Below are 20,360 nucleotides of genomic sequence, written 5' to 3' on the forward strand. Positions count from 1 at the left end.
AGTGATGCCTTGTGATTACAACCGTAACGCTTAATGCGGCTGTAGACAAAATCTACACCGTTGCAGGCTTCGGCTTGAATGCCGTCCACCGCATCGAAGGCGGTCTGACGGTGCCGGGCGGCAAGGGCGTGAATGCCGCCCGCGTCATTCGCACGCTGGGCGAGCCTGTGCGGGCGACCGGGTTTGTCGCCGGACACACCGGACGGCTGCTCACCGACGGGCTGCGCGCGGAAGGCGTGAGCATCGATTTCATCGAAGCCGCTCACGGGGAAACCCGTCTCGCCATTACCGTGCTCGACCCGTCTGCGCACACGCAGACCGAGCTCATTGAGAGCGGTCCGACCATCGGACCGCTGGAGCTGGCCGCGCTGCGGCGCAAAATCGCGACCCTTGCCGTGGACTCGGCTTGGGTCGTATTCTCGGGCAGTCTGCCCCCCGGCTGCCCGCCAGATCTGTACGCCGAGCTGTGCACGCTGGCGAAGGCGCACGGCGCACGGGTGGCGCTGGACGCGAGCGGCGAAGCGCTGCGCCTGGGGCTGCGCGGAAAGCCCGACCTCGTGAAGCCTAACGAGGTCGAGGCCGCTCACTTCGCCGGCATCGACGCCGCGCGCCCGGATGCCGCTGAAGCGGCGGCAGCGCAGCTGCTTGAGGCCGGAGCGCAGCTGGCCGTCATTTCGCTCGGCGCACGCGGGGCGCTGGCGGTGACGCGCGATGCGCGCTACCGCGTGAGCCTGCCACACGCGGACATTGTCAGCGCGCTCGGCAGCGGTGACGCCATGGTCGCCGGGCTGGTCACCGGCGCGGCGGCGGGACTGGAGCTCCCTGCCATGCTGCGGCAGGGAGCGGCCTGCGGTACGGCGGCAGCTTTGCACGCCATGGCCGGCAGGATCGAGCTCCAGGACGTGAAACGTCTGGAGCAAGGCATTACGGTGACGCTGTTGTAAAGCAGCGTCACTTTTTTATTCCATTTGAATATTCTCTTGTTTATGGCTCGAATATACTTTAGTCCCAATGTGCCGTTCGCTGACGAGCTTACAGCAAAACCCTGTTTTCCAGTATATTTTTCATGCAAATATGTGACTTCGAAGGGCCCAGCTTGACCAGTGAATCTTGAAACTCTGCAATTTCCTCTACCGAAGCAGTTTGTATCTTGATAAGATAATTAAACTCCCCACTGATACGAAACAAATCGGTAACTTCCTTCGCTTCTTCACAAAAATCAACCAGCTCTTGGCAATGTTCTGTCTTTAATAAGATAAAAGTAGTGGTCCCTCGATTCAGTTCCCGCAAATTAAATACAGCACTATATCCGGAGATGACCCCTTTCTCTTCAAGCTTGACCATTCTTTCTTTAACGGACGGTTGAGACATGGAAATTTCTTTACTGATCTGGGAAATAGATATCCTGGCATCATGCTGAAGCAACTGCATTATTTTGTGGTCTATATCGTCTAAATGATGCTGCATATCAAGCACCTCCTGATCCAATTTTAGAAAAGTAATATTTTTCAGCCATATTACCTTTTATTTAATCAATAATCCAGCTCAATTACCTCTCTTTTTATATGTAAAAGCTAAAATATCATCTATATACTAAGGTTAACCTACATATAAGGAGAGATTTCAACATGAGTGTAATGGGACTAGCGCATGTGGCGATTCAAGCCATCGATTACCAGACAACTATAGCATTTTATACCGAAGTATTAGGGTTTAAAAGAGGGCATTACTGGAGCCTGCCATCCTTCCAAATCCAAGAGGCCTCTATGCTTATTTCACCTGATCAGAGAACCTGTCTCGAAATTTTTGACAACGATGCAGTCATTCCTGCCCAAGGAAAAAAGGCTGCTTCTGAGGAAGAAATTGCTCACGGTGCTTTATTGCACCTGGCCTTTTACGTAGACAACGTGGATGAAATATATCAACGGGCCCTCGACCATGGAGCAAGAACCTTTGTGGAACCTGGTCAGCTCACGCTTGGCGAACCCCCTCTGGCTGTCAAAAATGCATTAGTTCACAGCCCCAATGGTGAGGTTATTGAATTTATTGAAGATGTTAATTTTGACATGTCCTTATCGAACAAAAAATAATCAACGTAGTCCGATATTCCGATATATTGATTACCATGTTATCTATAAGGAGTAGATTATCATATCAATTGATTTTAATGTGTATTGGTTTCATTTTAGCTCCGATCTGCTGATGCCGTTGTTCAGCTTGCTTGGGCTGCTGCTCATCTATTTTGGATTCAGAACTATCCGTCGCCATCGCTATCGTAAACACCATTGGATTCGTACCAAGGGGCAAATCGTTGATGCGCATATTGAAGTTGACGTAGATGTCGTTCCCTTTGATCGTGATGATCCGGTAGATACCAGCTACACTCGCCAATTAAAAGTACGTTTCTATACGACTTCAGGCCAAGCTGTGGAATTCTGGAATCCTTATAGCACCAATCTAAGCTTCAACCGGGTTGGCAGTAAGATCAATGTACTATACAATCCGGCAAACCCTCGGGACGCCAGAATTGCTGGCGGTGTAAATGGGGCAGGCTGTCTTGCCTTCTCGCTGTTTTTGATCGGTATTCCCTTCGCTTTGAGCGGGGTATTCGTGATATTGAAGTTTTTCTTCTAGCAAGGTTTAGATTACATACCGGTGATAAAATTGATTGCCATATAAATAGCCAGTCCTAAAATAATCAGTGCCGATATTTTATTGAGCACCGTACCGAACCTTCCTTCTGAATCCATACGTCCAACGAGACGCCCAGCCATGGCCAAACCGATAAACCATATCCACGATACTGACACAGTGGCCAAGCCGAAGGCCCAGCGTTCCGCACCATCATATTGAAGTGAGCTGGTTCCAATTACGCCAACGGTGTCGAGTATGGCATGCGGATTTAGCAAGGATACCGAAGCAGCAAAAATCATCTGCCGTTTTGGAAGCATAGGCTGGCTTTCTCCCGAAGAAGCTGCCTCTGATCTCCAAAGGGTCCAGGCCATATATAGCAAAAACAAACAGCCTGCGGCATAGAGCACATTCGTGAGCCATAGAAACCGCTGCAAAACAAGGGAAACACCCCCAACCGCAAGCGCGATCAGGATTGTATCACAGACACCCGCCGTAATGACGGCAGGCAGTGCATTGCGAAACCGCGACTGTGACGCCCCCTGATTAAACACAAATACATTTTGCACTCCCAAAGGCAAAATCAGCCCCAGTGCCAATAAAACGGCATGGATAATAGTTCCCAGCATATTATGTACTCCCCCCAAAATCATTACATATCTTCTCTCTCATCTTCCACTATTCCCTTCCTGTCCTTGGTGAGATCATCGTTCTGGATTTCTTAGGTTTTCCGGGTTCCCTCTATTTTCTGTTTTTTGCATGGCTGGTACGTCTTGTATACACTCCAATTGTTTCACGGTAAGCTGGTAGTCCTGTGGATAGTTCATGTTGAACACAGCTTGCTTCCACATGTCTAAGCTCGCCCCCGACCATTCGCCCGCTCTCTCATAACGAACGTTCAAGGAATTCAGCCAGTCGATCAGACGAAGACGGCCACTTCGCAAACATTGTTCAGCAGACGGCAACGTACTGCGATGATATAGGCCCAGCAACGGATGTATACGTCCATCCACAGAGGCAATCACCGCCTGTAATGCTGGTTCCGTTGGCTGGGGCAACAAAGCGTTTTCAGCCAATGAACCTTGCTCTCCTTGTACTTGTTGCTTCCTTTGTTCACTGGCTACCTCTTGCGCCGCTGCCCAGTTCGTTGCATGAGCAAGTAGAGCATGCAATACCTCTGGCTGCACAAAGGGCATGTCACAGGCTACTACGATCCCCCATTCCGTTTTGGAAGCAGAAAGTCCTGCATGAATGCCGCTCAAAGGACCCAAGCCGGGATACAGGTCTGCCGTCGTTTCCAACCCCAGTCCCCTATACTGCTCTGTATCTCGGGTCACTGCAATAACCCGTCCCGCTACTTGTCCTAGCACTTCAGCTATTCTCTCCAGCACCGTAACTCCTCCGAGCTGGAGCAGTGCTTTGTCCTGCCCCATTCTGCTGGAGCGTCCGCCTGCCACGATAATCCCAGTCACCTCCACCATTACCATCGCGCCTCCTTTTTCCTAGAAAAAAATCTATCATTAAATAGCGATAGCTCTAATAATAGCATCTATTATAAACATAAAAAATGGCGATCCACACGGACCGCCAAAAAAAGAGTATTAATTCGTCTAATTCATTGTTTTTTAATTTTGTTTTTTAATTTATGAACTTAATAAGTTGCAAAAACCGTTTTAATATCGAGGTCGCTTCTACCCGTGTTGCCTGCTGTTTGGGAGCAAGCAGGTCCGGAGACACGCCTTTGATCAAGCCTTGCTCTGTGGCCTGCGCCATAGCCTCTTGGGCCCAAGGAGAAACCGTAGAAGCATCACTGTACATCTCTTTATATTTCTCACTGGAAGAACCGGCATTCAGAGCCTGAGCATAATGCGCAGCCTTCTCGGTAATGACTGCGATCTCCTCGCGCGTAATCACCTTTTCTGGTCCAAATGACTGATTTCCGTAACCACGGATCAGACCAGCTTCCATCGCAGCCCCAATACTACCGGCATACCAGGCATCTTCTTTTACATCTGTAAAATGCTCTGCTAACGGTTTCTCCTGCATACCAAGCCCACGCACAAGCAATGCCACAAATTCAGCTCTTGTTACAGCCCGATTTGGCTCAAAAATATCAGGTTGGACACCTTTGACAATCAGCTTGTTTGCCAGCATCTCCACATCTTTTTGCGCCCAATGATTCTCCAGATCCTTAAACTTTTTGTCTGCTGAGACTACAGCATAAATGCTGTTATGATTTGATTTGATGATTGCCTCTGTTTGTCCATTCACATTCCGTATCAACACGGGAACAGATGACAGCACACCTGTCTGAGGATCGAACCATACAGCCGCTACATGCTCAGGGTCAACCTCATGATCGAGTATCAATTTCCGCTCCACGTAATGCCCGAAAAATTCAGTGATCTCTTGATTTCCGGCCATTAGCTTGAAATCAACCGGGTTTACCACAACACCCACTAAACCCGTGTCAGCAATAGCTTGCCGTACTTGTGCCCCGTTTTCGCCTGCCAACGATGAAATTTCGACGATCAGGTTGTCTTCAGGATATAATGAGACCAATTTGTCAACCAGTTCAGTAGAAAGAGTGAACTGGGCTACATCTGTGCGTATGCTGATCGGTACCTTTTTAGTTTCTTTTTGATATTCTTTTAAAAAGGCAGAAGGTATATTCACTTTTGCTGCTTTATTGTATCCCGAAGCATCAACTACCAGCTCTTTCTGGTCAACATTTGTAACATTCAGAGCTTGACTGGCTTCTCCATCATTCAAGCCGATAAGTTGAATAGTACTGCTCTTATCGGGTACTGTCTTAGCGTCTGTTAATACGACACCAGTCTTAGACTCCGTTTGTGAAGCCGCAGACGAGGTATCCTGATCAGACGTTTCTTTATCCTTGGAACGATGTGGGCGCTCATCTCCCGTACGGAATGTCCATTCCTCTGGAGTATGCACCCCCGCATACGGGTTCATTGCCATATCTGTCAGTGCTCCCGAGGTGATTTCCACATAATAAGGTTTCCCTTCTTCCAATCCGCCCGATAGCACAAAGTACGCCATCTTCTCCTGGCCTGACACCGTATATATCCTGTTCGAGTCCCCTGCACCGGATATCCGCAGCTCACGAACCACGGCTCCCCCCGATGCTTCGTGCAGTCTTACATACCCGTGATTCCATCTCACCGGCTCGTTGAACTCCATGTTAAAGTACGCTTTTCCTAGTCCCACACCACTTAAATAAAGACCTTCCGGCGACTTCGACACCAGCTTCGGTGCCGTCTCATCCGCTGTCACGAAGTTCCACATGCTCTTGTCCCAAACGCTGTTCGATCCCTGGCCTCCACGATCCACAAACATCCCCGAGCTGACCTCTACATAGTACCAGGTATTGTCTGCCAGCGGATGGTCCAGCTTCATCGACACGTGCTGGCCACTGATTTGTATCGTGCCTCCTGCAACCGTGCCTCCGCTTACGTCGATCCGTCCAACCTCGGTTCCATCCCACTGGTGCACGGTGAGATGGCCTGCCCCCAGCCTCATCTCTTCGCTGAAGATCATGCTCAAGCTCGGCGTCAGCGTCTGACCGCTTCCCTGCGGATACAGGTCCGTATAATACGGCTGCATATCTCCCGTGCGGAATGTCCATTCCTCTGGAGTATGCACCCCCGCATACGGGTTCATTGCCATATCTGTCAGTGCTCCCGAGGTGATTTCCACATAATAAGGTTTCCCTTCTTCCAGTCCGCCCGATAGCATAAATTGTGCTATTTTTTCCTGGCCTGACACCGTATATATCCTGTTCAAATCCCCTGCACCGGATATCCGCAGCTCACGAACTACGGCTCCTCCCGAGGCCTCGTGCAGTCTTACATACCCGTGATTCCATCTCACTGGCTCGTTGAACTCCATGTTAAAGTACGCTTTTCCTGGTCCCACACCACTTAAATAAAGACCTTCCGGCGTCTTCGACACCAGCTTCGGTGCCGTCTCATTCGCTGTCACGAAGTTCCACATGCTCTTGTCCCAAACGCTATTCGATCCCTGACCTCCACGATCCACAAACATCCCCGAGCTGACCTCTACATAGTACCAAGTATTGTCTGCCAGCGGATGGTCCAGCTTCATCGACACGTACTGTCCGCTGATACGTACCGTACCTCCTGCAACCGTTCCTCCACTCACGTCGATCCGTCCAACCTCGGTTCCATCCCACTGATGCACGGTGAGTTGGCCTGCGCCCAATCTCATCTCTTCGCTGAAGATCATGCTCAAGCTCGGCGTCAGCGTCTGACCGCTTCCCTGCGGATACAGGTCCGTATAATACGGCTGCATATCTCCCGTACGGAATGTCCATTCCTCTGGAGTATGCACCCCCGCATACGGGTTCATCGCCATATCTGTCAGCGCACCTGAAGTAACTTCCACATAATAAGGTTTTCCTTCTTCCAGTCCGCCCGATAGCATAAATTGTGCTATTTTTTCCTGGCCTGACACCGTATATATCCTGTTCAAGTCCCCTGCACCGGATATCCGCAGCTCACGGACCACGGCTCCTCCCGATGCCTCGTGCAGTCTTACATACCCGTGATTCCATCTCACTGGCTCGTTGAACTCCATGTTAAAGTACGCTTTTCCTGGTCCCACACCACTTAAATAAAGACCTTCAGGCGTCTTCGACACCAGCTTCGGCGCCGTCTCATTCGCTGTCACGAAGTTCCAGGTGCTCTGATCCCAAATGCTGTTCGATCCCTGACCACCACGATCCATAAACATGCCTGAACTGACCTCTACATAGTACCGGGTATTGTCTGACAACGGATGGTCCAGCATCATCGACACGTACTGTCCGCTGATTTGTACCGTGCCTCCTGTAACCGTTCCTCCACTCACGTCGATCCGTCCAACCTCGGTTCCATCCCACTGATGTACAATAAGATGGCCTGTACCCAGTTCTACATCTTCGCTGAACAACATGGACAGATTTGCGGTCAATGAAACTCCACTTTCCTGCTGCGGGGATAACCAGGTATAGTGAGGAGGTTCTTCCATTTGCGCCTGCATATAGACCGATGAAGCCACACTCAGTGAAGAGGCACTCGTGGAGAATCCATCCGGCATATCTGCATTTTCTATGATTTCACTGTTAGGACTCTCCGCCGCAAACGTCGCTGCCATATAAGGGTTGGCTAGGTTAAATACCTGTGTTGTCAGTACACTTGCCTTAATTATTCGGTTTACATGATTCTTATTTCTTTTTTTCTTGCTCATATATGTGCTCCTTTTATTTAGGCATGAATGGAACGGTGAAATTCATGGATTTCACTCTTGATTTCCATATAATCTTGCTGGCATTTCCATATGAAATCTCCGAAGTACAGCAGAATTTGTTCCCCTCTGATCTGAGGATTTCTACTGTTCTGAATGACATCCATTTTGCTGTATAAAAACTCATGCCGCATACGATGGCGAGGCAGAATGTATATTTTGAAGAAATCGTTTCTCAATAATGAGGCAAACAAATCGTCAAAGTGCCCGAAGGACACATTCAGCATATTGGCCTGCTTCAAACTGAGCTTTTGTTTAATGTCGAGCAGAGCGTGGTGAATCTGTTCCATAATTTTTTGAAAGACCTCTTCATCCCTCTGAAGTTCTTCAATACGTGACTTCAAAAAATGAGGATCATACTCCGGATTGCTGCTTGTTTTCAACCATGAATCATCAATTGAACCTTTTAACCCTACTCGGATTACATCTTCCAAGTTCTGAAAAGATGTTCCCTTAATAACAGCACCCTCACGTGTTGTGTTAATAAATTCAGTCTCTCTTGCTATATTGATGTAAAATTCCATTTCCGTTTTCATTTTAATAAAAGAATGATTTGTCACAACCTGTTGGCCATGGACACCCTCAACACGCGGTGAATTGACACTAACCGGAATTCCTTGAGAATTGGTAATCCCCTCAGCATAATATTGTTCATCGCGATAAGCTAAATTTTGCCCCACCAGCACAATAGGGTCTGCTTTCATCCGGATCATACATTGGAGTGCAATGACCGCTACAGAAGGAGCATCATTAATAATCGTCGGTTTATGTCCCTCCGGTGTGCGCAATATGTGCATGGAGAGCTCATCCTGAGAGATGATGACATGCATAAGACGACCTGGATAATCATCGAGTGTATGTTTGCCGACCGTACTGCCGAAAATGAGTGGAATAGAATCAATTCCCTTGTCGATCACCTTTTGAATTACATTTACGTTGTATTCGTTCGGGTCATAACTGAATGTGCCGTGCGGATAAATGCCATGCTCCACCAGCGTATTTACTGCCGACCCTACCGTAAACAGGTACGCAAGATTATTCTCACGAATATGACGAAGATGCTCAATTTCGTCGTTAAGCGAAGGGCCAGCAGATATAATCAAGACTGGCTTGCCCGCAATATGTTCTGCTCCTGTGTGCAGAAAATCTGAACTATGTAAAATAAAAGGGAAATTATGAATACTGTTTAACGCCCATTTTTTTTCGTACACGTTATTGATAGCCATTTTGTCCTTCTTGTTAGAGACCATCCTGTACAATATTTCATTAAATTTCTTCAATTCCGCATTAAATAGAGAGCGGTACGGGAGCCACGGAACAACTAATACTCCAGATACACGGTCAATCAACCTGTGCAGTGTACTGAGCGTCTCCCCCGTTATTGCTCCTACCATAACTTCTTCGATCATCTCATCAGCCACCCAGTCGTTTTCATTCAGGTGCTGCAAAAAAACATTCATCACACCAGTATCCGGCTCGACGATGGAGAAGCTGGTATTTGGGTGCTTATGCAAAAATTCGCGGATATGATACCCAAGTCCTACTCCAAAAAAGATCACGTGCGCTTGGGGTTTAACCTCTTTAAACCCGGAGATAAATAGCTCTGCTTCCCGCCTAGGCTGCTCAGGATCATGTAAATAATATGATCGTCCCTCACGAGTCAGTGCTATGTTGGGCTCGTTGGTTTCAGAAGCCAGCAACTCACATCCTTCTCCTGCCTGAAGCAGATGAAGCCGAGGAAAACGGCGGTACAAGGAATTGTCTCTACGATGCTGTGATGCCATTTTCCATTCCTTTCCACCCGATATCTCATAAAACCAACGATATAGGTCAGATGAACCCATATATTCCCTTATAGAGAATAGTATTCTGATTTTATGTAATATCTGCGTCATTATATTTTAAATCAGAAAAAAATAATCCTAAATCACCCTGATTATGGATTAAGTATCGGCTATTCTTTATATAAACTTTAGGTCTTAAGAACCTATTTATAAATAAAGATTTTGTAACCAACCAAGCATCTGCTTGAACCAACAATATATAGACTCAAACGCTGCAGTTCATCTACATGTCGCCCCTTGGAGCACCAAAAATCAAAACTAGCAAAATAACGCAATAGTTATTAAGTTTGCTTAAGCTATTATCGAATTAATGCCCTTAAATAAATATTACATAATTGTTAATTTATTGGTTTGTTAACCCTTTCAACACATGATACATTGGAATAAAGAACCTCCCCACAGATCGGCATCGATGCGCAGTTCTCTATCGGGCTAAGAAAGGAATGGCTTGTCTTGCAAAAGAGAGAAATTCAAGAGAGTTCTCTATATTCCCTAAAGCTGTATAACTTTTTTCTATATGGGGCTATGGTCATTTTCTCCAGCTTCTTCCCATTGTATTTGCAGGATATCGGCATGGACAAGCTTGAAATTGGGAGCCTGATGGCCATCGGACCTTTTGTATCCGTATTCGCGAACCCTTTTTGGGGATATACAAGCGATCGGAGCCGCAACCTCCGTCGCATACTGCTATTTATGATTATAGGTACATTGTTATTGCTGCAAGCTTTATTTCATGTCCATACGTATGTCATGATCTATGTATCGATGATTGGTTTTTATTTTTTCCAAAGCCCTTTATTCGCCCAGAGCAACAGTCTTATTCTCAGCTACATTGAGGGCACGGATCGAAAATTCGGTTCGTTTCGCATATGGGGCTCCTTCGGCTGGGCTGTGACTGCGGCAGTTGCTGGCATGCTCGTTGACCAAATGGGAATATCCAGCATATCCAGCATCTTTACAGTACTGCTGCTGGCTGCACTGATCTGCACCCTGACGATCCCACCACTGAAAAGCACTGTGGAGACAGCGGCCATTCATTTGCGTGGCTTTGGCAGCATTTTGATGAACGGTTACTTTATATCCTTTATTTTATTGGGTATCCTTGTCTCCATCCCGAATTCGATCAACAGTGCCTTTATGTCCCTGTACATCACCGAGCTGGGCGGGTCCAAACTGATGCTTGGTTTTGCCGTCTTTATGTCATCGGTATTCGAAGTTATTGTCTTTTTGCTATTTGATCGCTTCTTGAAGAAAAAAATGACCGTGATGGTCGGCTGTCTGGCCCTCGTCAGCTTGCTGTTTGCCTTACGGTGGGAACTGATGGCCCTGGCCACAGACCCGATTCAGATCGTATTCATTCAGACACTTCATTGCATCACCTTCGGTGGGTATTTTTATGTAGGTACTCAGCTAACCGTCCTGTTCACTCCTACTGCTTACCGTTCATCCGGGCAGGCTGTATATACCTTGACCTGGAGCGGCATTTCCGGCATCGTCGCAGGTTTTGCGGGAGGCTGGCTGTTCCAAAACTTCGGTGGGGAAATGATGTACAATGTAGGGGTTTTCTTCGCCCTGCTTGGCTCTGTGGGATTCGCCATCATGTGGTATATGCTGCACAAGAACGGCTATCAGCCCTGTCACGCGAACGAGCATAAACGAACAAAAGAGTCCCTTTAACAACACCAGAGGAATGCGGTATATCTATCGTCAACAGCACTTATCAAGAACAAGTAAACAAAACATAAAATAAAGGAGTCTGCCCACGGCAGACTCCTTTATTAACCTGGTCGCACAGAACTACCTCTGGTTCCACTCTTTCCAACCACCTATTGCTTAGGCAATTGGAAAGAGCTTTTCAGCGATACAACACGGTTAAATACAGGCTCGCCCGGCTTGGACAGCTTCGGATCGACACTGAAATAACCATGACGGAAAAATTGGAACTTGTCCTGCGCTTGGGCCTCTTTCATGTTTGGCTCCACGTAGCCATGAGCAATTTCCAAAGATTTCGGATTCAATTGATCAAGGAATGTTTTTTCCGATCCGTCCTCTTCCATTGCCTCCGGCTCCTCTGCATTAATCAAAGGCTCGTACAAACGGAATTCAGCCGGAACTGCCCGAGTAGCCTCTACCCAGTGGATCGTGCCCTTCACTTTACGTCCAGTAAAGCCTGATCCACTCTTTGTTTCTATATCATAAGTACAGTGAATTTCCGTTACATTTCCGTCCGCATCCTTAATTACATCGTTGCATTTAATGAAATAAGCGTGTTTGAGACGTACTTCATTACCAGGGAACAAACGGAAGTATTTGCTCGGCGGATTTTCCATAAAATCCTCACGCTCAATATAAATTTCACGAGAAAATGGAATTTGGCGTGTGCCAAGCTCTGGATTTTCTGTGTTGTTTTCCGCCTCCAGCATTTCAACCTGTCCCTCAGGGTAGTTGGTGATAACCACCTTTAACGGATCAATGACTGCCATGGTACGAGGTGCCTTGAGCTTCAAGTCCTCACGTGCAAAATGCTCCAGCACCTGCAAATCGATAACTCCGTAGGCTTTGGAAATACCCGTCTCGTATACGAAATCACGGATAGCCTCCGGTGTATAGCCGCGACGACGCAAACCTGAAATCGTCGGCATACGCGGATCATCCCAGCCGTCTACATGCTTCTCATCTACCAGAAGCTTCAGCTTGCGTTTGCTGGTTACTGTTTGGGCCAAATTCAGCCGTCCGAATTCGTATTGATGAGGCACCTTTTCCATCTCACATTCAGCTACAACCCAGTCGTACAGTGGTCGTTGATCCTCAAACTCCAGCGAACAGAGCGAGTGGGTCACGCCCTCAATAGCATCCTCCAGCGGATGCGCATAGGAATACATCGGGTAGATGCACCATGTGTCACCTGTATTGTGATGTGCTGTGTGCGAAATACGGTAAATAACCGGATCACGCAAATTGATGTTTGGCGAGGCCATATCAATCTTGGCGCGCAGCACCTTTTCACCGTTCTGATATTTACCTGCACGCATCTCTTCAAACAGCTTGAAATTCTCTTCCACGCTGCGATCGCGATAAGGGCTATTTTGTCCCGGCTCAGTCAGCGTACCGCGAGTTTCGCGAATTTGGTCCGCGCTTTGGTCATCCACGTAGGCTTTACCCTTTTGGATTAACAAAATGGCACGATTGTACATTTCTTCAAAATAATTGGAGGCAAAATGTTTTTCTTCCCATTCATAACCAAGCCACTTCACGTCCTCCTGAATGGAGTTCACGTATTCCGTGTCTTCCTTCGCCGGATTGGTATCATCGAAGCGCAGGTTCGTGCGTCCTCCGAATTCATCTCCCAGTGAGAAATTGATCCAGATGGCTTTGGCATGCCCAATGTGCAAATATCCGTTTGGTTCAGGCGGAAAGCGTGTAACAACCTCCTTTACCTTACCCGTTCGTAGGTCCTCTTCAATGACACTTTTAATAAAATTGGGGGGAGTGATCGGCTTCTCCACGCTAATCAACCTTTCTTCCGTATAATCTATGCAAAACCTGTTCCCTTAAATATACCCTTTCACAACACATAACTCAATAAAATGAAAATCCATATGCTCTCTACAGCAAAAAAAGGTGCAAGTTATGAAAAAGAGTTAACATTTTCGGTAAATAAATTCGTTATATTGTATATATCTTTTAATTTGTCCGGAAAAGGAGACCCACCCGTGTTTAAGCTGCTTATCGTAATCCTGCTGTCTATGCTGTTGTCCTCTTCCGTGACGACACCTGCACATCCTTCATCAAGCCCGACGACCCGGCCTGTGCAATCTCGTCCGTTAGCTGTCGCTCCGGAAGACTCATCTGTCAACTTATACGCTGTGAATCCGTCACAAGGGCTGTTCCGTTCGGCTGTGCTGGAAATCGGTCAGCAGCGCCGCACATTCGAATGGTCAGGCTCTGCGGATATTTCTACCGCACCACAGTTATATTACAAGGATGTAAACGGAGATGGCATCCGTGAAGCCGTCGTGATCATTACACGTGCCTCGGGAACAGGTGTCGAATTGCAGGAACTGCATATTGTTAACGCACAGACGATGGAGGAGTACGTGGTCGAATCAGCGGCAGACGCCGTGTCCCGGCGCGTACAGAGCGTCGTGGAGCTGCGCGACCGCAAACAGCAGGTGCATATCGCTGTCATGATTGACGGTGCCACCACATGCACGATGGACCCAAAAGCGTCAGCGTTTTACGATGATCCTTCCCAATTTACGAAGCAGCTCGATTTCAGCTCTGTCGTGATGTATGATGCCGAACAGTCCTCTCTAAGAGCCATCGTATCGGGCAGTGTATCGCCTACCGAATTTGTAGGTGATTTGAAGCTGAAGTATGTATACGAGCATGGGCGGTTCCGGGTAGGACCTATAGAATTTGAAGCTTCTTCTTCGTTTTGACGACTTTCGCAGAATAAGGTAGCATGAGATTACATGCTAGACTGGCTGGTTTAGCGATTTTCCGAGTGAAAGAGGGGATCAATCATGTTTACATACGCATTGGACGAACGCACAGTCCTTCGGCCGCTCACCAAGGAGCATGTGCAGCCTCTGTTTGAGCTGATCGAAATGTCCCGTGACCGTTTGCGTCAATGGCTTCCATGGGTAGACTCCACCACGGAAATCAGCCACACAGAGCAATTCGTACAGAGCGCCCTGAAACAAGCCGCAGAGAATGGTAGCCTGACCGCCGGCATCTGGATGGATAACGAGCTTGCTGGCATTATCAGCTACCATGAGATCAACTGGAATCACCGTTCGGTCAGCATTGGATACTGGCTTGGACATGGGTATGAAGGACAAGGCCTCATGACCAGCGCCTGCCGTGTATTCGTCGAATATGCGCTGATGGAGCTGGATTTGCATCGGGTCGAAATCCGCTGCGCAACTACGAATTGCCGCAGTCGCGGTATTCCGGAACGTCTGGGCTTTGTACTCGAAGGCATTGTACGCGAAGCAGAATTGCTGCCCGACGGCTACATGAACCACGCCGTGTACGGTATGCTCCAAAAGGAATGGAAGCAGCTTCGATAACACTGCACCATAAAACAGCGCCGCAGTCTATAGGGTCTGCGGCGCTGTTTATTATGAGCAGGACATGAAAAACAAATGTTGCTGTTCGCGGCCTCCGGCCTATTTTAAGAAATAGGCCATTAACACATCATCCACAAATTGGCCTGTGATGTAAAACTCCTCATGCAGACGTCCTTCGATCACGAAACCACATTTCTCATAGAACATAAGGGCTTCCGTGTTACAGGAGAGTACCCGCAAACTTAATTTGCGTATGCCCTCAGCAGCAGCAATGTCCTTCATGGAGTTCATAAGCGCCATCCCAATGCCTTTACGATGATAATCGGGATGTACGGCTATATTGATTTCCAACACATGGCGATTACTAGCCACCAGTGTTGGAGAACGAAATCCGACATACCCGCAGAGCACTCCCTGCTCAATGGCGACCAGTTGGGAACCCGGAGGCGAATTGCGTAAAAACTCCCCGCGCGACTTCCATGACAGTGAAGCGGGGGCCGTTCGTTCATTCCATACCAATTCATCCAGCGCAATCAGATCAGGAGCATCCTTCATCTCCGAATGACGTATCGTCAGGGGTTGACTTATAAACAATTCCTTTCAATCCTTCCTGTGAAGGCTTTCCTGAAGCAATAACTGTAGCTATCCCGTCACTTATTGTACCATAATCATGGCTCATTACTGAACTTTTATTGGGACTTAAGAACTGGGAGTATCCACCTTGGTAGCAGCTTCGAAAACATCCAAATCATGCCGGGAACGGTTCAACCAGCTATGCAGGACAAAAAACAGAATCGACAACACCGCTACGCCTATTGCCAGCCAAAGTGCGGGCGGTAAACCGCCAAAATCATACAGCCTTCCCATAATATAAGGTCCCATCACCCGTCCGGCTGCGCCAATGCCCCCCACAAGCCCGATGTAAAAGGGCGCTCCTCGACCTCCGTGATCAGACAGAAATGCCGGAACCGCAGGGGCAATCAGCATTTCTCCCAGTGTAGCCAAGACCATAGCGAATATCATCCCCGTATAGTTCTGTGTACCCAGCATGATAATATAAGCCAACAGGTAAAATCCTCCGGCCCATGTCATTTGGGCTGAAGCATGCCGGGCATACAGACGTTTTATCCAGAAAATAATCGGCTGTGCAGCAAAAATAAGAATACCATTCAACGTCCACAGAAGCCCGTACATCGTTTTAGGCAAGCCCTGCTCGATAATAAATGGAGATACTCCCGTATTCCAGATGGAATTGCCAAACCATAAAAAAAGCGACCCCAGGCCAACAAACAGATACAGTCTGGTATCACGAAAAAGCAGCCCAGCCGATAATTCCTCTCTTTTCCTCACTGACTTGCCGAGATGAACTTCCCCCTCTTCCCGATCCACCCTGCTAAGATAGGACCAGAAAAATCCGGCAAATACCGCCGAGGTTACCCCGTTCATCACAAAGCTGAGCTGATAGGAAAGATCCGCCAGAACGCCGCTCAATCCCGTTCCTAAGGCCACCCCGATATTATTGGCGACATAAATAATATTAAACAGCTCACCCCGACGGTCAGCGAAGCGAAAGCCTACAAAGGCCTGAATCGCAGGCACAGATACCACATTAAAAAAACCGATAAAACCCATCATGATGACAAACGCAACCCAATGTCCGCTGGTAAATGGAAGCGTGAGAAGTCCCAGCGCGTTCATAGCCAGTGAACCGACAATCAGCTTCTTGGCTCCAATACGGTGATACAGGGCTCCTCCCAGCACCTGACCAAAAATCCCGCCCAGAGACTGCACTAAAATCGCAATCCCCGCATCTCCCATACTGCGGTTCAGCTCGTCAAACACGTACATGCTGACCAGCGGCCACATCAGGGAGCTTCCGGCGGAATTAATCAGGCTGGCGACGAGAAACACCTTTACTTCTTTCGGATAAGACTCCAACCATTTCATATCTTTTGTTTCTCCTTTAGTATGTGACGCCATAAAAGGCATAAGCTCATTGACGCTTCACATTCACCACCGTTGAAAAGAAAGTTGCCCCCTGTCCCATATCTGACAGCCGATCAGAGGTTAACGCATTGGCACGCTGTCTGCGCCCCTTGCCTTCCCACCATAACCCTTGGCTAATCACTGTACCAGGCAGCATCAGATCGGTAACTTTGGCTTTCAGCTCGTACGTTCCCCGACCATTCCATACGGTAACCAGATCCCCCTCCACGATGTCTCTTGTCTGAGCATCCTCCGGGTGAATTTGCAGCACAGGCTCCCGCTCCAATCGCTGATGCTTGGGCAGATTGGCGAAGGTGGAATTGAGAAAATTATGATTTGGCGGTGAAATAAACATCAGTGGAAACTGCTCACCCGCTTGCGGTCGCTGCTCTCCGTCATAACCTTCGACCAGCGGCACATACGTAGGCATCGCGGGCAGACCCATTTGCTTCATGCGTTCCGAATACAGCTCAATCTTGCCCGAAGGCGTGGTTAGACGATCCAGATAGGTAGCTTTGGGCGTCATGTCCAGCTTTACAAAAGGCGACTGCTGCAAAGCTTCTAAAGTAACACCATTGAGATAGGGATTCGTTGGGTTATCCAGTGCACCCGCGATCATGTCCTCTTCACTTTCCGTAAATGCAGCTTCATCAAAGCCCATGGCTCGTCCGAGCAGGCTAAACAGTTCATAGTTGCTTTTGCTTTCTCCGAGCGGAGCAATGACTGGCTTCTGCATCTGTATATAGTGATGCCAGTAGGATTTGTACAGGTCTGTACCTTCAAAAGAAGACGCCGCAGGCAGCACGATATCCGCATAGCGGGCCGTATCGGTCAGAAACAGGTCATGCACGACCGTGAATAGATCCTCCCGTTCAAACCCCTGCATCACCCGTTCCGCATCCGGTGCTACGACCACCGGATTGCTGCAATATACAAACAGCGCCTTGATTGGCTCATCCTTTTGCAGCAACGCTTCTCCGATCCGGTTCATGTTGATCACCCGGGCATCCGGGTTCCGGCGCAGATCAGGACGCGCCAGATTGGCGCCGTTAAATTTGGCGTAAGCGCCATTGGAGCGTGATGCGCCTCCTCCGTGCTTCAGCCATTGTCCGGTGAGCGCGGGCAAGCATGTTACCGCGCGTACATTCATGCCGCCATTATCATGGTGTTGAAGCCCGTTGCCGATATTGATATACGCCGCTCGCGCCTGTCCGTACATCTCCGCCAGGCGAATGATATCCGCTGCAGGTACACCCGTAATACGCGCAACCCGCTCCGGGGTGTACGCCTTAACATGCTCGCGCAGTTCCTCATGGCCTACCGTGTAGCGGTGTAAAAATTCATCGTCCGTTAGCCCTTGCTCGAACAGCACGTTCATCATTCCCAACACGAGCGCCGTATCCGTTCCCGGGTATAAAGGAATGAACCAATCCGCCCATTGCGCCGTCCGGTTACGATGAACATCAATAACAACCACCTTGGCACCTTTTTTACGTGCCTTCTCGGCTAATACTACCTGATGCATGTTCGTGCTGATGACATTTCCACCCCATACAATAATCAGGTCTGCATCCTCTGTATCCTCCGGGCTGGTGCCCCCTTTAAAACCCATGACAGATGCCCAGCCTTCATTCCCGGCTACGCTGCAAATCGTCTGATCCAGCTGACTAGAGCCCAGCGCATTGAAAAATCGGCGATCCATCCCGTCCACACTCAATACGCCCATATTGCCATAAAAGCTGTAGGGAAGAATGGATTCCGGGCCGTCCGTACGAATCAGCTCCTTGAACCGACCTGTAATGGTACCGACTGCCTCTTCCCAGCTAATTCGTTCAAATTTCCCTGCTCCTTTGGGGCCTACACGCTTCAGCGGATAGAGCACCCGATCAGGGTCATATACCCGTTCCGTCATATTACGAACTTTATTACAAATAGCCCCTTTTGTAATAGGATGATCCGGGTTACCCGTTACCTTGACAATTTTCCCATTTTCCTTGTGAAGCAGGAGCCCGCACGTATCTGGGCAATCTAGCGGACACACAGCCGGAAAAATACCATCGGCCTGATCCGTCATCTGCTGCCCTCTTTGTAAGTCTGGTTGAAGCGTAGCCTCAGAAGGCGCGCTGTTGCGATGATCCATGGTGTTGATGCTCCTTTCCGTTACCGTTTCCAAAAATTACACTGTACTTATCATATCTACAGCTATGAGCTATGGCAAGAGAAGGATTTTGCCAAGCAGCTTCCGACCGAAAGAGCCAAAAAATCCGCCTGCTGCATAGAGCAAAACGGATTTTCGAACAATCACAATTATTTTTTTATAGCCCTGTTTCATCATTGCTTACCAGGGGTAAAAGAGATCAAGGCATTATGGACGAGAGCACACTCATCCTCCATGCCAAATCATGGACCACTCCCAAAAAAATCCGCCATGACAGGTTTCGTTCCCCCGGACCTGTCATGGCGGATTTGCTTTGCTCGATTCTGTCAACAGTTACTAATCAAGCACGATCACTCAACGGATTTGGAGCAACCGAAGAAGTAGTCTGAGTTCCGCTCACTGGATGTGCATCGGAATGCGGCTTTTTCAAATAGGCTAACCAGTAAGCCCCAGCCACAAACAGGCTTCCTCCAACCAGATTTCCCAGCCAGACCGGAATAAAGTTCATGATATAATCTGCCCATGAAAAATGGCCTGCAAAGATAGCCGCCGGAATGAGAAACATATTGGCCACAACGTGCTGAAAGCCAATAGCAACAAAAGCCATGGTAGGGAACCAAATCCCCATAATTTTTCCACCTATTGAATCCGTGCTATACGCCAGCCATACAGCCAGCGCTACCAGCCAGTTACATCCAATACCAGATATAAACGATTGCAAAAAGCTATCATGCAGCTTATGACCTGCCATATCCACCACTTTGTCCAAATAAGGACCCGCTTCTGTCAGACCCAGTACATGGCCAAAGAAAAATGCAACAAATAACGCACCTGCAAAATTACTAAGCGTAATAATGACCAGATTACGAAGCATGGCGCCGGTCTTAATCCGTCCTGCCCATCTCGCCAAAGGGACAGCCATCATATTGCCGGTCAGCAATTCTCCGCCAGCGATCAATACTAATACCAGCCCTACAGGGAACACGGCAGCTCCAATAAAGGTAGCAATACTCCCCCATTCCTTAGGCGCGCTTGCAATAACACGTATATCCAGCAAAAATCCGAGTGCAATAAATGCACCTGCCAAAAATCCCAATACCACCGACACGGTCCACGGGTTGTTCGCTTTGGCCACTCCTGTTTCCACCGTCTTTTCGGCAATTTGCCCCGGTTTATAGCTTGCCATATGTTCCCGCTCCTTTAACATCTTTTTACTCTTATATTCTTCTTTCATATTTTATTTAAAATCAGTGATTAAGTTTGTGAAAAAAATCACTTTTATAGTTATTAAAAAAAACAGCCCTTGGATCAAGGACTGTTTTTCGTGTATTAATGCGTCTA

Annotated in this window: 16 protein-coding genes; 6 read left to right on the plus strand and 10 right to left on the minus strand. The window is 48.2% G+C overall.

Annotation, left to right across the window (positions count from 1 at the left end; translation table 11 throughout):
- The first annotated feature begins 11 nt into the window (after positions 1–11).
- Positions 12–944 carry a 1-phosphofructokinase family hexose kinase gene (locus BAZ21_RS04190; protein WP_068497374.1) on the plus strand — a complete coding sequence of 311 codons (933 nt, stop codon included), beginning with the start codon at positions 12–14 and terminating at the stop codon, positions 942–944.
- Positions 945–1,032: 88 nt separating this feature from the next.
- Here BAZ21_RS04190 and BAZ21_RS04195 read toward each other — a convergent pair whose 3' ends face one another.
- Complete coding sequence (locus tag BAZ21_RS04195; protein WP_068497378.1) at positions 1,033–1,467, minus strand: Lrp/AsnC family transcriptional regulator; 435 nt, start codon at positions 1,465–1,467, stop codon at positions 1,033–1,035.
- Positions 1,468–1,628: 161 nt separating this feature from the next.
- On the opposite strand from BAZ21_RS04195, the gene BAZ21_RS04200 reads away from it, so the two are divergent.
- Positions 1,629–2,090, plus strand: coding sequence for a VOC family protein (locus BAZ21_RS04200; protein ID WP_068497380.1), 462 nt, complete (start codon positions 1,629–1,631; stop codon positions 2,088–2,090).
- 79 nt (positions 2,091–2,169) lie between these two features.
- Positions 2,170–2,634, plus strand: coding sequence for a DUF3592 domain-containing protein (locus BAZ21_RS04205; protein WP_068497382.1), 465 nt, complete (start codon positions 2,170–2,172; stop codon positions 2,632–2,634).
- An 11-nt stretch (positions 2,635–2,645) separates the two neighbouring features.
- On the opposite strand, the gene BAZ21_RS04210 is transcribed toward BAZ21_RS04205, so the two are convergent.
- From BAZ21_RS04210 to BAZ21_RS04225, 4 genes are all read right to left on the minus strand, one after another.
- Positions 2,646–3,260, minus strand: coding sequence for a LysE/ArgO family amino acid transporter (locus BAZ21_RS04210; RefSeq protein ID WP_068498012.1), 615 nt, complete (start codon positions 3,258–3,260; stop codon positions 2,646–2,648).
- Positions 3,261–3,335: 75 nt separating this feature from the next.
- A complete protein-coding gene (gene mobA, locus BAZ21_RS04215) occupies positions 3,336–4,112 on the minus strand; it encodes a molybdenum cofactor guanylyltransferase (RefSeq protein ID WP_068497384.1) in 777 nt (258 codons plus the stop codon).
- 157 nt (positions 4,113–4,269) lie between these two features.
- Positions 4,270–7,899 (minus strand): Ig-like domain-containing protein, encoded by a 3,630-nt coding sequence (locus BAZ21_RS04220; protein WP_068497386.1) that lies wholly within the window; start codon positions 7,897–7,899, stop codon positions 4,270–4,272.
- 17 nt (positions 7,900–7,916) lie between these two features.
- Complete coding sequence (locus tag BAZ21_RS04225) at positions 7,917–9,740, minus strand: motility associated factor glycosyltransferase family protein (protein WP_068497387.1); 1,824 nt, start codon at positions 9,738–9,740, stop codon at positions 7,917–7,919.
- 513 nt (positions 9,741–10,253) lie between these two features.
- Between BAZ21_RS04225 and BAZ21_RS04230 the strand changes: the two genes are divergently transcribed.
- A complete protein-coding gene (locus tag BAZ21_RS04230; RefSeq protein ID WP_068497389.1) occupies positions 10,254–11,477 on the plus strand; it encodes an MFS transporter in 1,224 nt (407 codons plus the stop codon).
- A 149-nt stretch (positions 11,478–11,626) separates the two neighbouring features.
- On the opposite strand, the gene BAZ21_RS04235 is transcribed toward BAZ21_RS04230, so the two are convergent.
- Entirely contained in the window at positions 11,627–13,306 is a 1,680-nt protein-coding gene (locus tag BAZ21_RS04235; protein ID WP_068497391.1) for a glutamine--tRNA ligase/YqeY domain fusion protein, read from the minus strand.
- Positions 13,307–13,513: 207 nt separating this feature from the next.
- Here BAZ21_RS04235 and BAZ21_RS04240 point away from each other — a divergent pair, with 207 nt between their 5' ends.
- Complete coding sequence (locus BAZ21_RS04240; RefSeq protein ID WP_068497392.1) at positions 13,514–14,242, plus strand: copper amine oxidase; 729 nt, start codon at positions 13,514–13,516, stop codon at positions 14,240–14,242.
- A gap of 84 nt (positions 14,243–14,326) precedes the next feature.
- Positions 14,327–14,875 carry a GNAT family N-acetyltransferase gene (locus BAZ21_RS04245; protein WP_068497394.1) on the plus strand — a complete coding sequence of 183 codons (549 nt, stop codon included), beginning with the start codon at positions 14,327–14,329 and terminating at the stop codon, positions 14,873–14,875.
- A 99-nt stretch (positions 14,876–14,974) separates the two neighbouring features.
- On the opposite strand, the gene BAZ21_RS04250 is transcribed toward BAZ21_RS04245, so the two are convergent.
- From BAZ21_RS04250 to BAZ21_RS04265, 4 genes are all read right to left on the minus strand, one after another.
- On the minus strand, positions 14,975–15,469 hold the full coding sequence (locus BAZ21_RS04250) for a GNAT family N-acetyltransferase (RefSeq protein ID WP_068497397.1): 495 nt from the start codon (positions 15,467–15,469) through the stop codon (positions 14,975–14,977).
- A gap of 105 nt (positions 15,470–15,574) precedes the next feature.
- Complete coding sequence (locus BAZ21_RS04255; protein WP_068497403.1) at positions 15,575–16,822, minus strand: MFS transporter; 1,248 nt, start codon at positions 16,820–16,822, stop codon at positions 15,575–15,577.
- Positions 16,823–16,868: 46 nt separating this feature from the next.
- Positions 16,869–19,001 (minus strand): molybdopterin-containing oxidoreductase family protein, encoded by a 2,133-nt coding sequence (locus tag BAZ21_RS04260; protein WP_068497405.1) that lies wholly within the window; start codon positions 18,999–19,001, stop codon positions 16,869–16,871.
- A gap of 358 nt (positions 19,002–19,359) precedes the next feature.
- A complete protein-coding gene (locus BAZ21_RS04265) occupies positions 19,360–20,205 on the minus strand; it encodes a formate/nitrite transporter family protein (RefSeq protein ID WP_068497407.1) in 846 nt (281 codons plus the stop codon).
- Between the last annotated feature and the right edge of the window lie 155 nt (positions 20,206–20,360).

It is taken from the genome of Paenibacillus kribbensis, from assembly GCF_001705305.1.
Taxonomy (GTDB): Bacteria; Bacillota; Bacilli; order Paenibacillales; family Paenibacillaceae; genus Paenibacillus; species Paenibacillus kribbensis_B.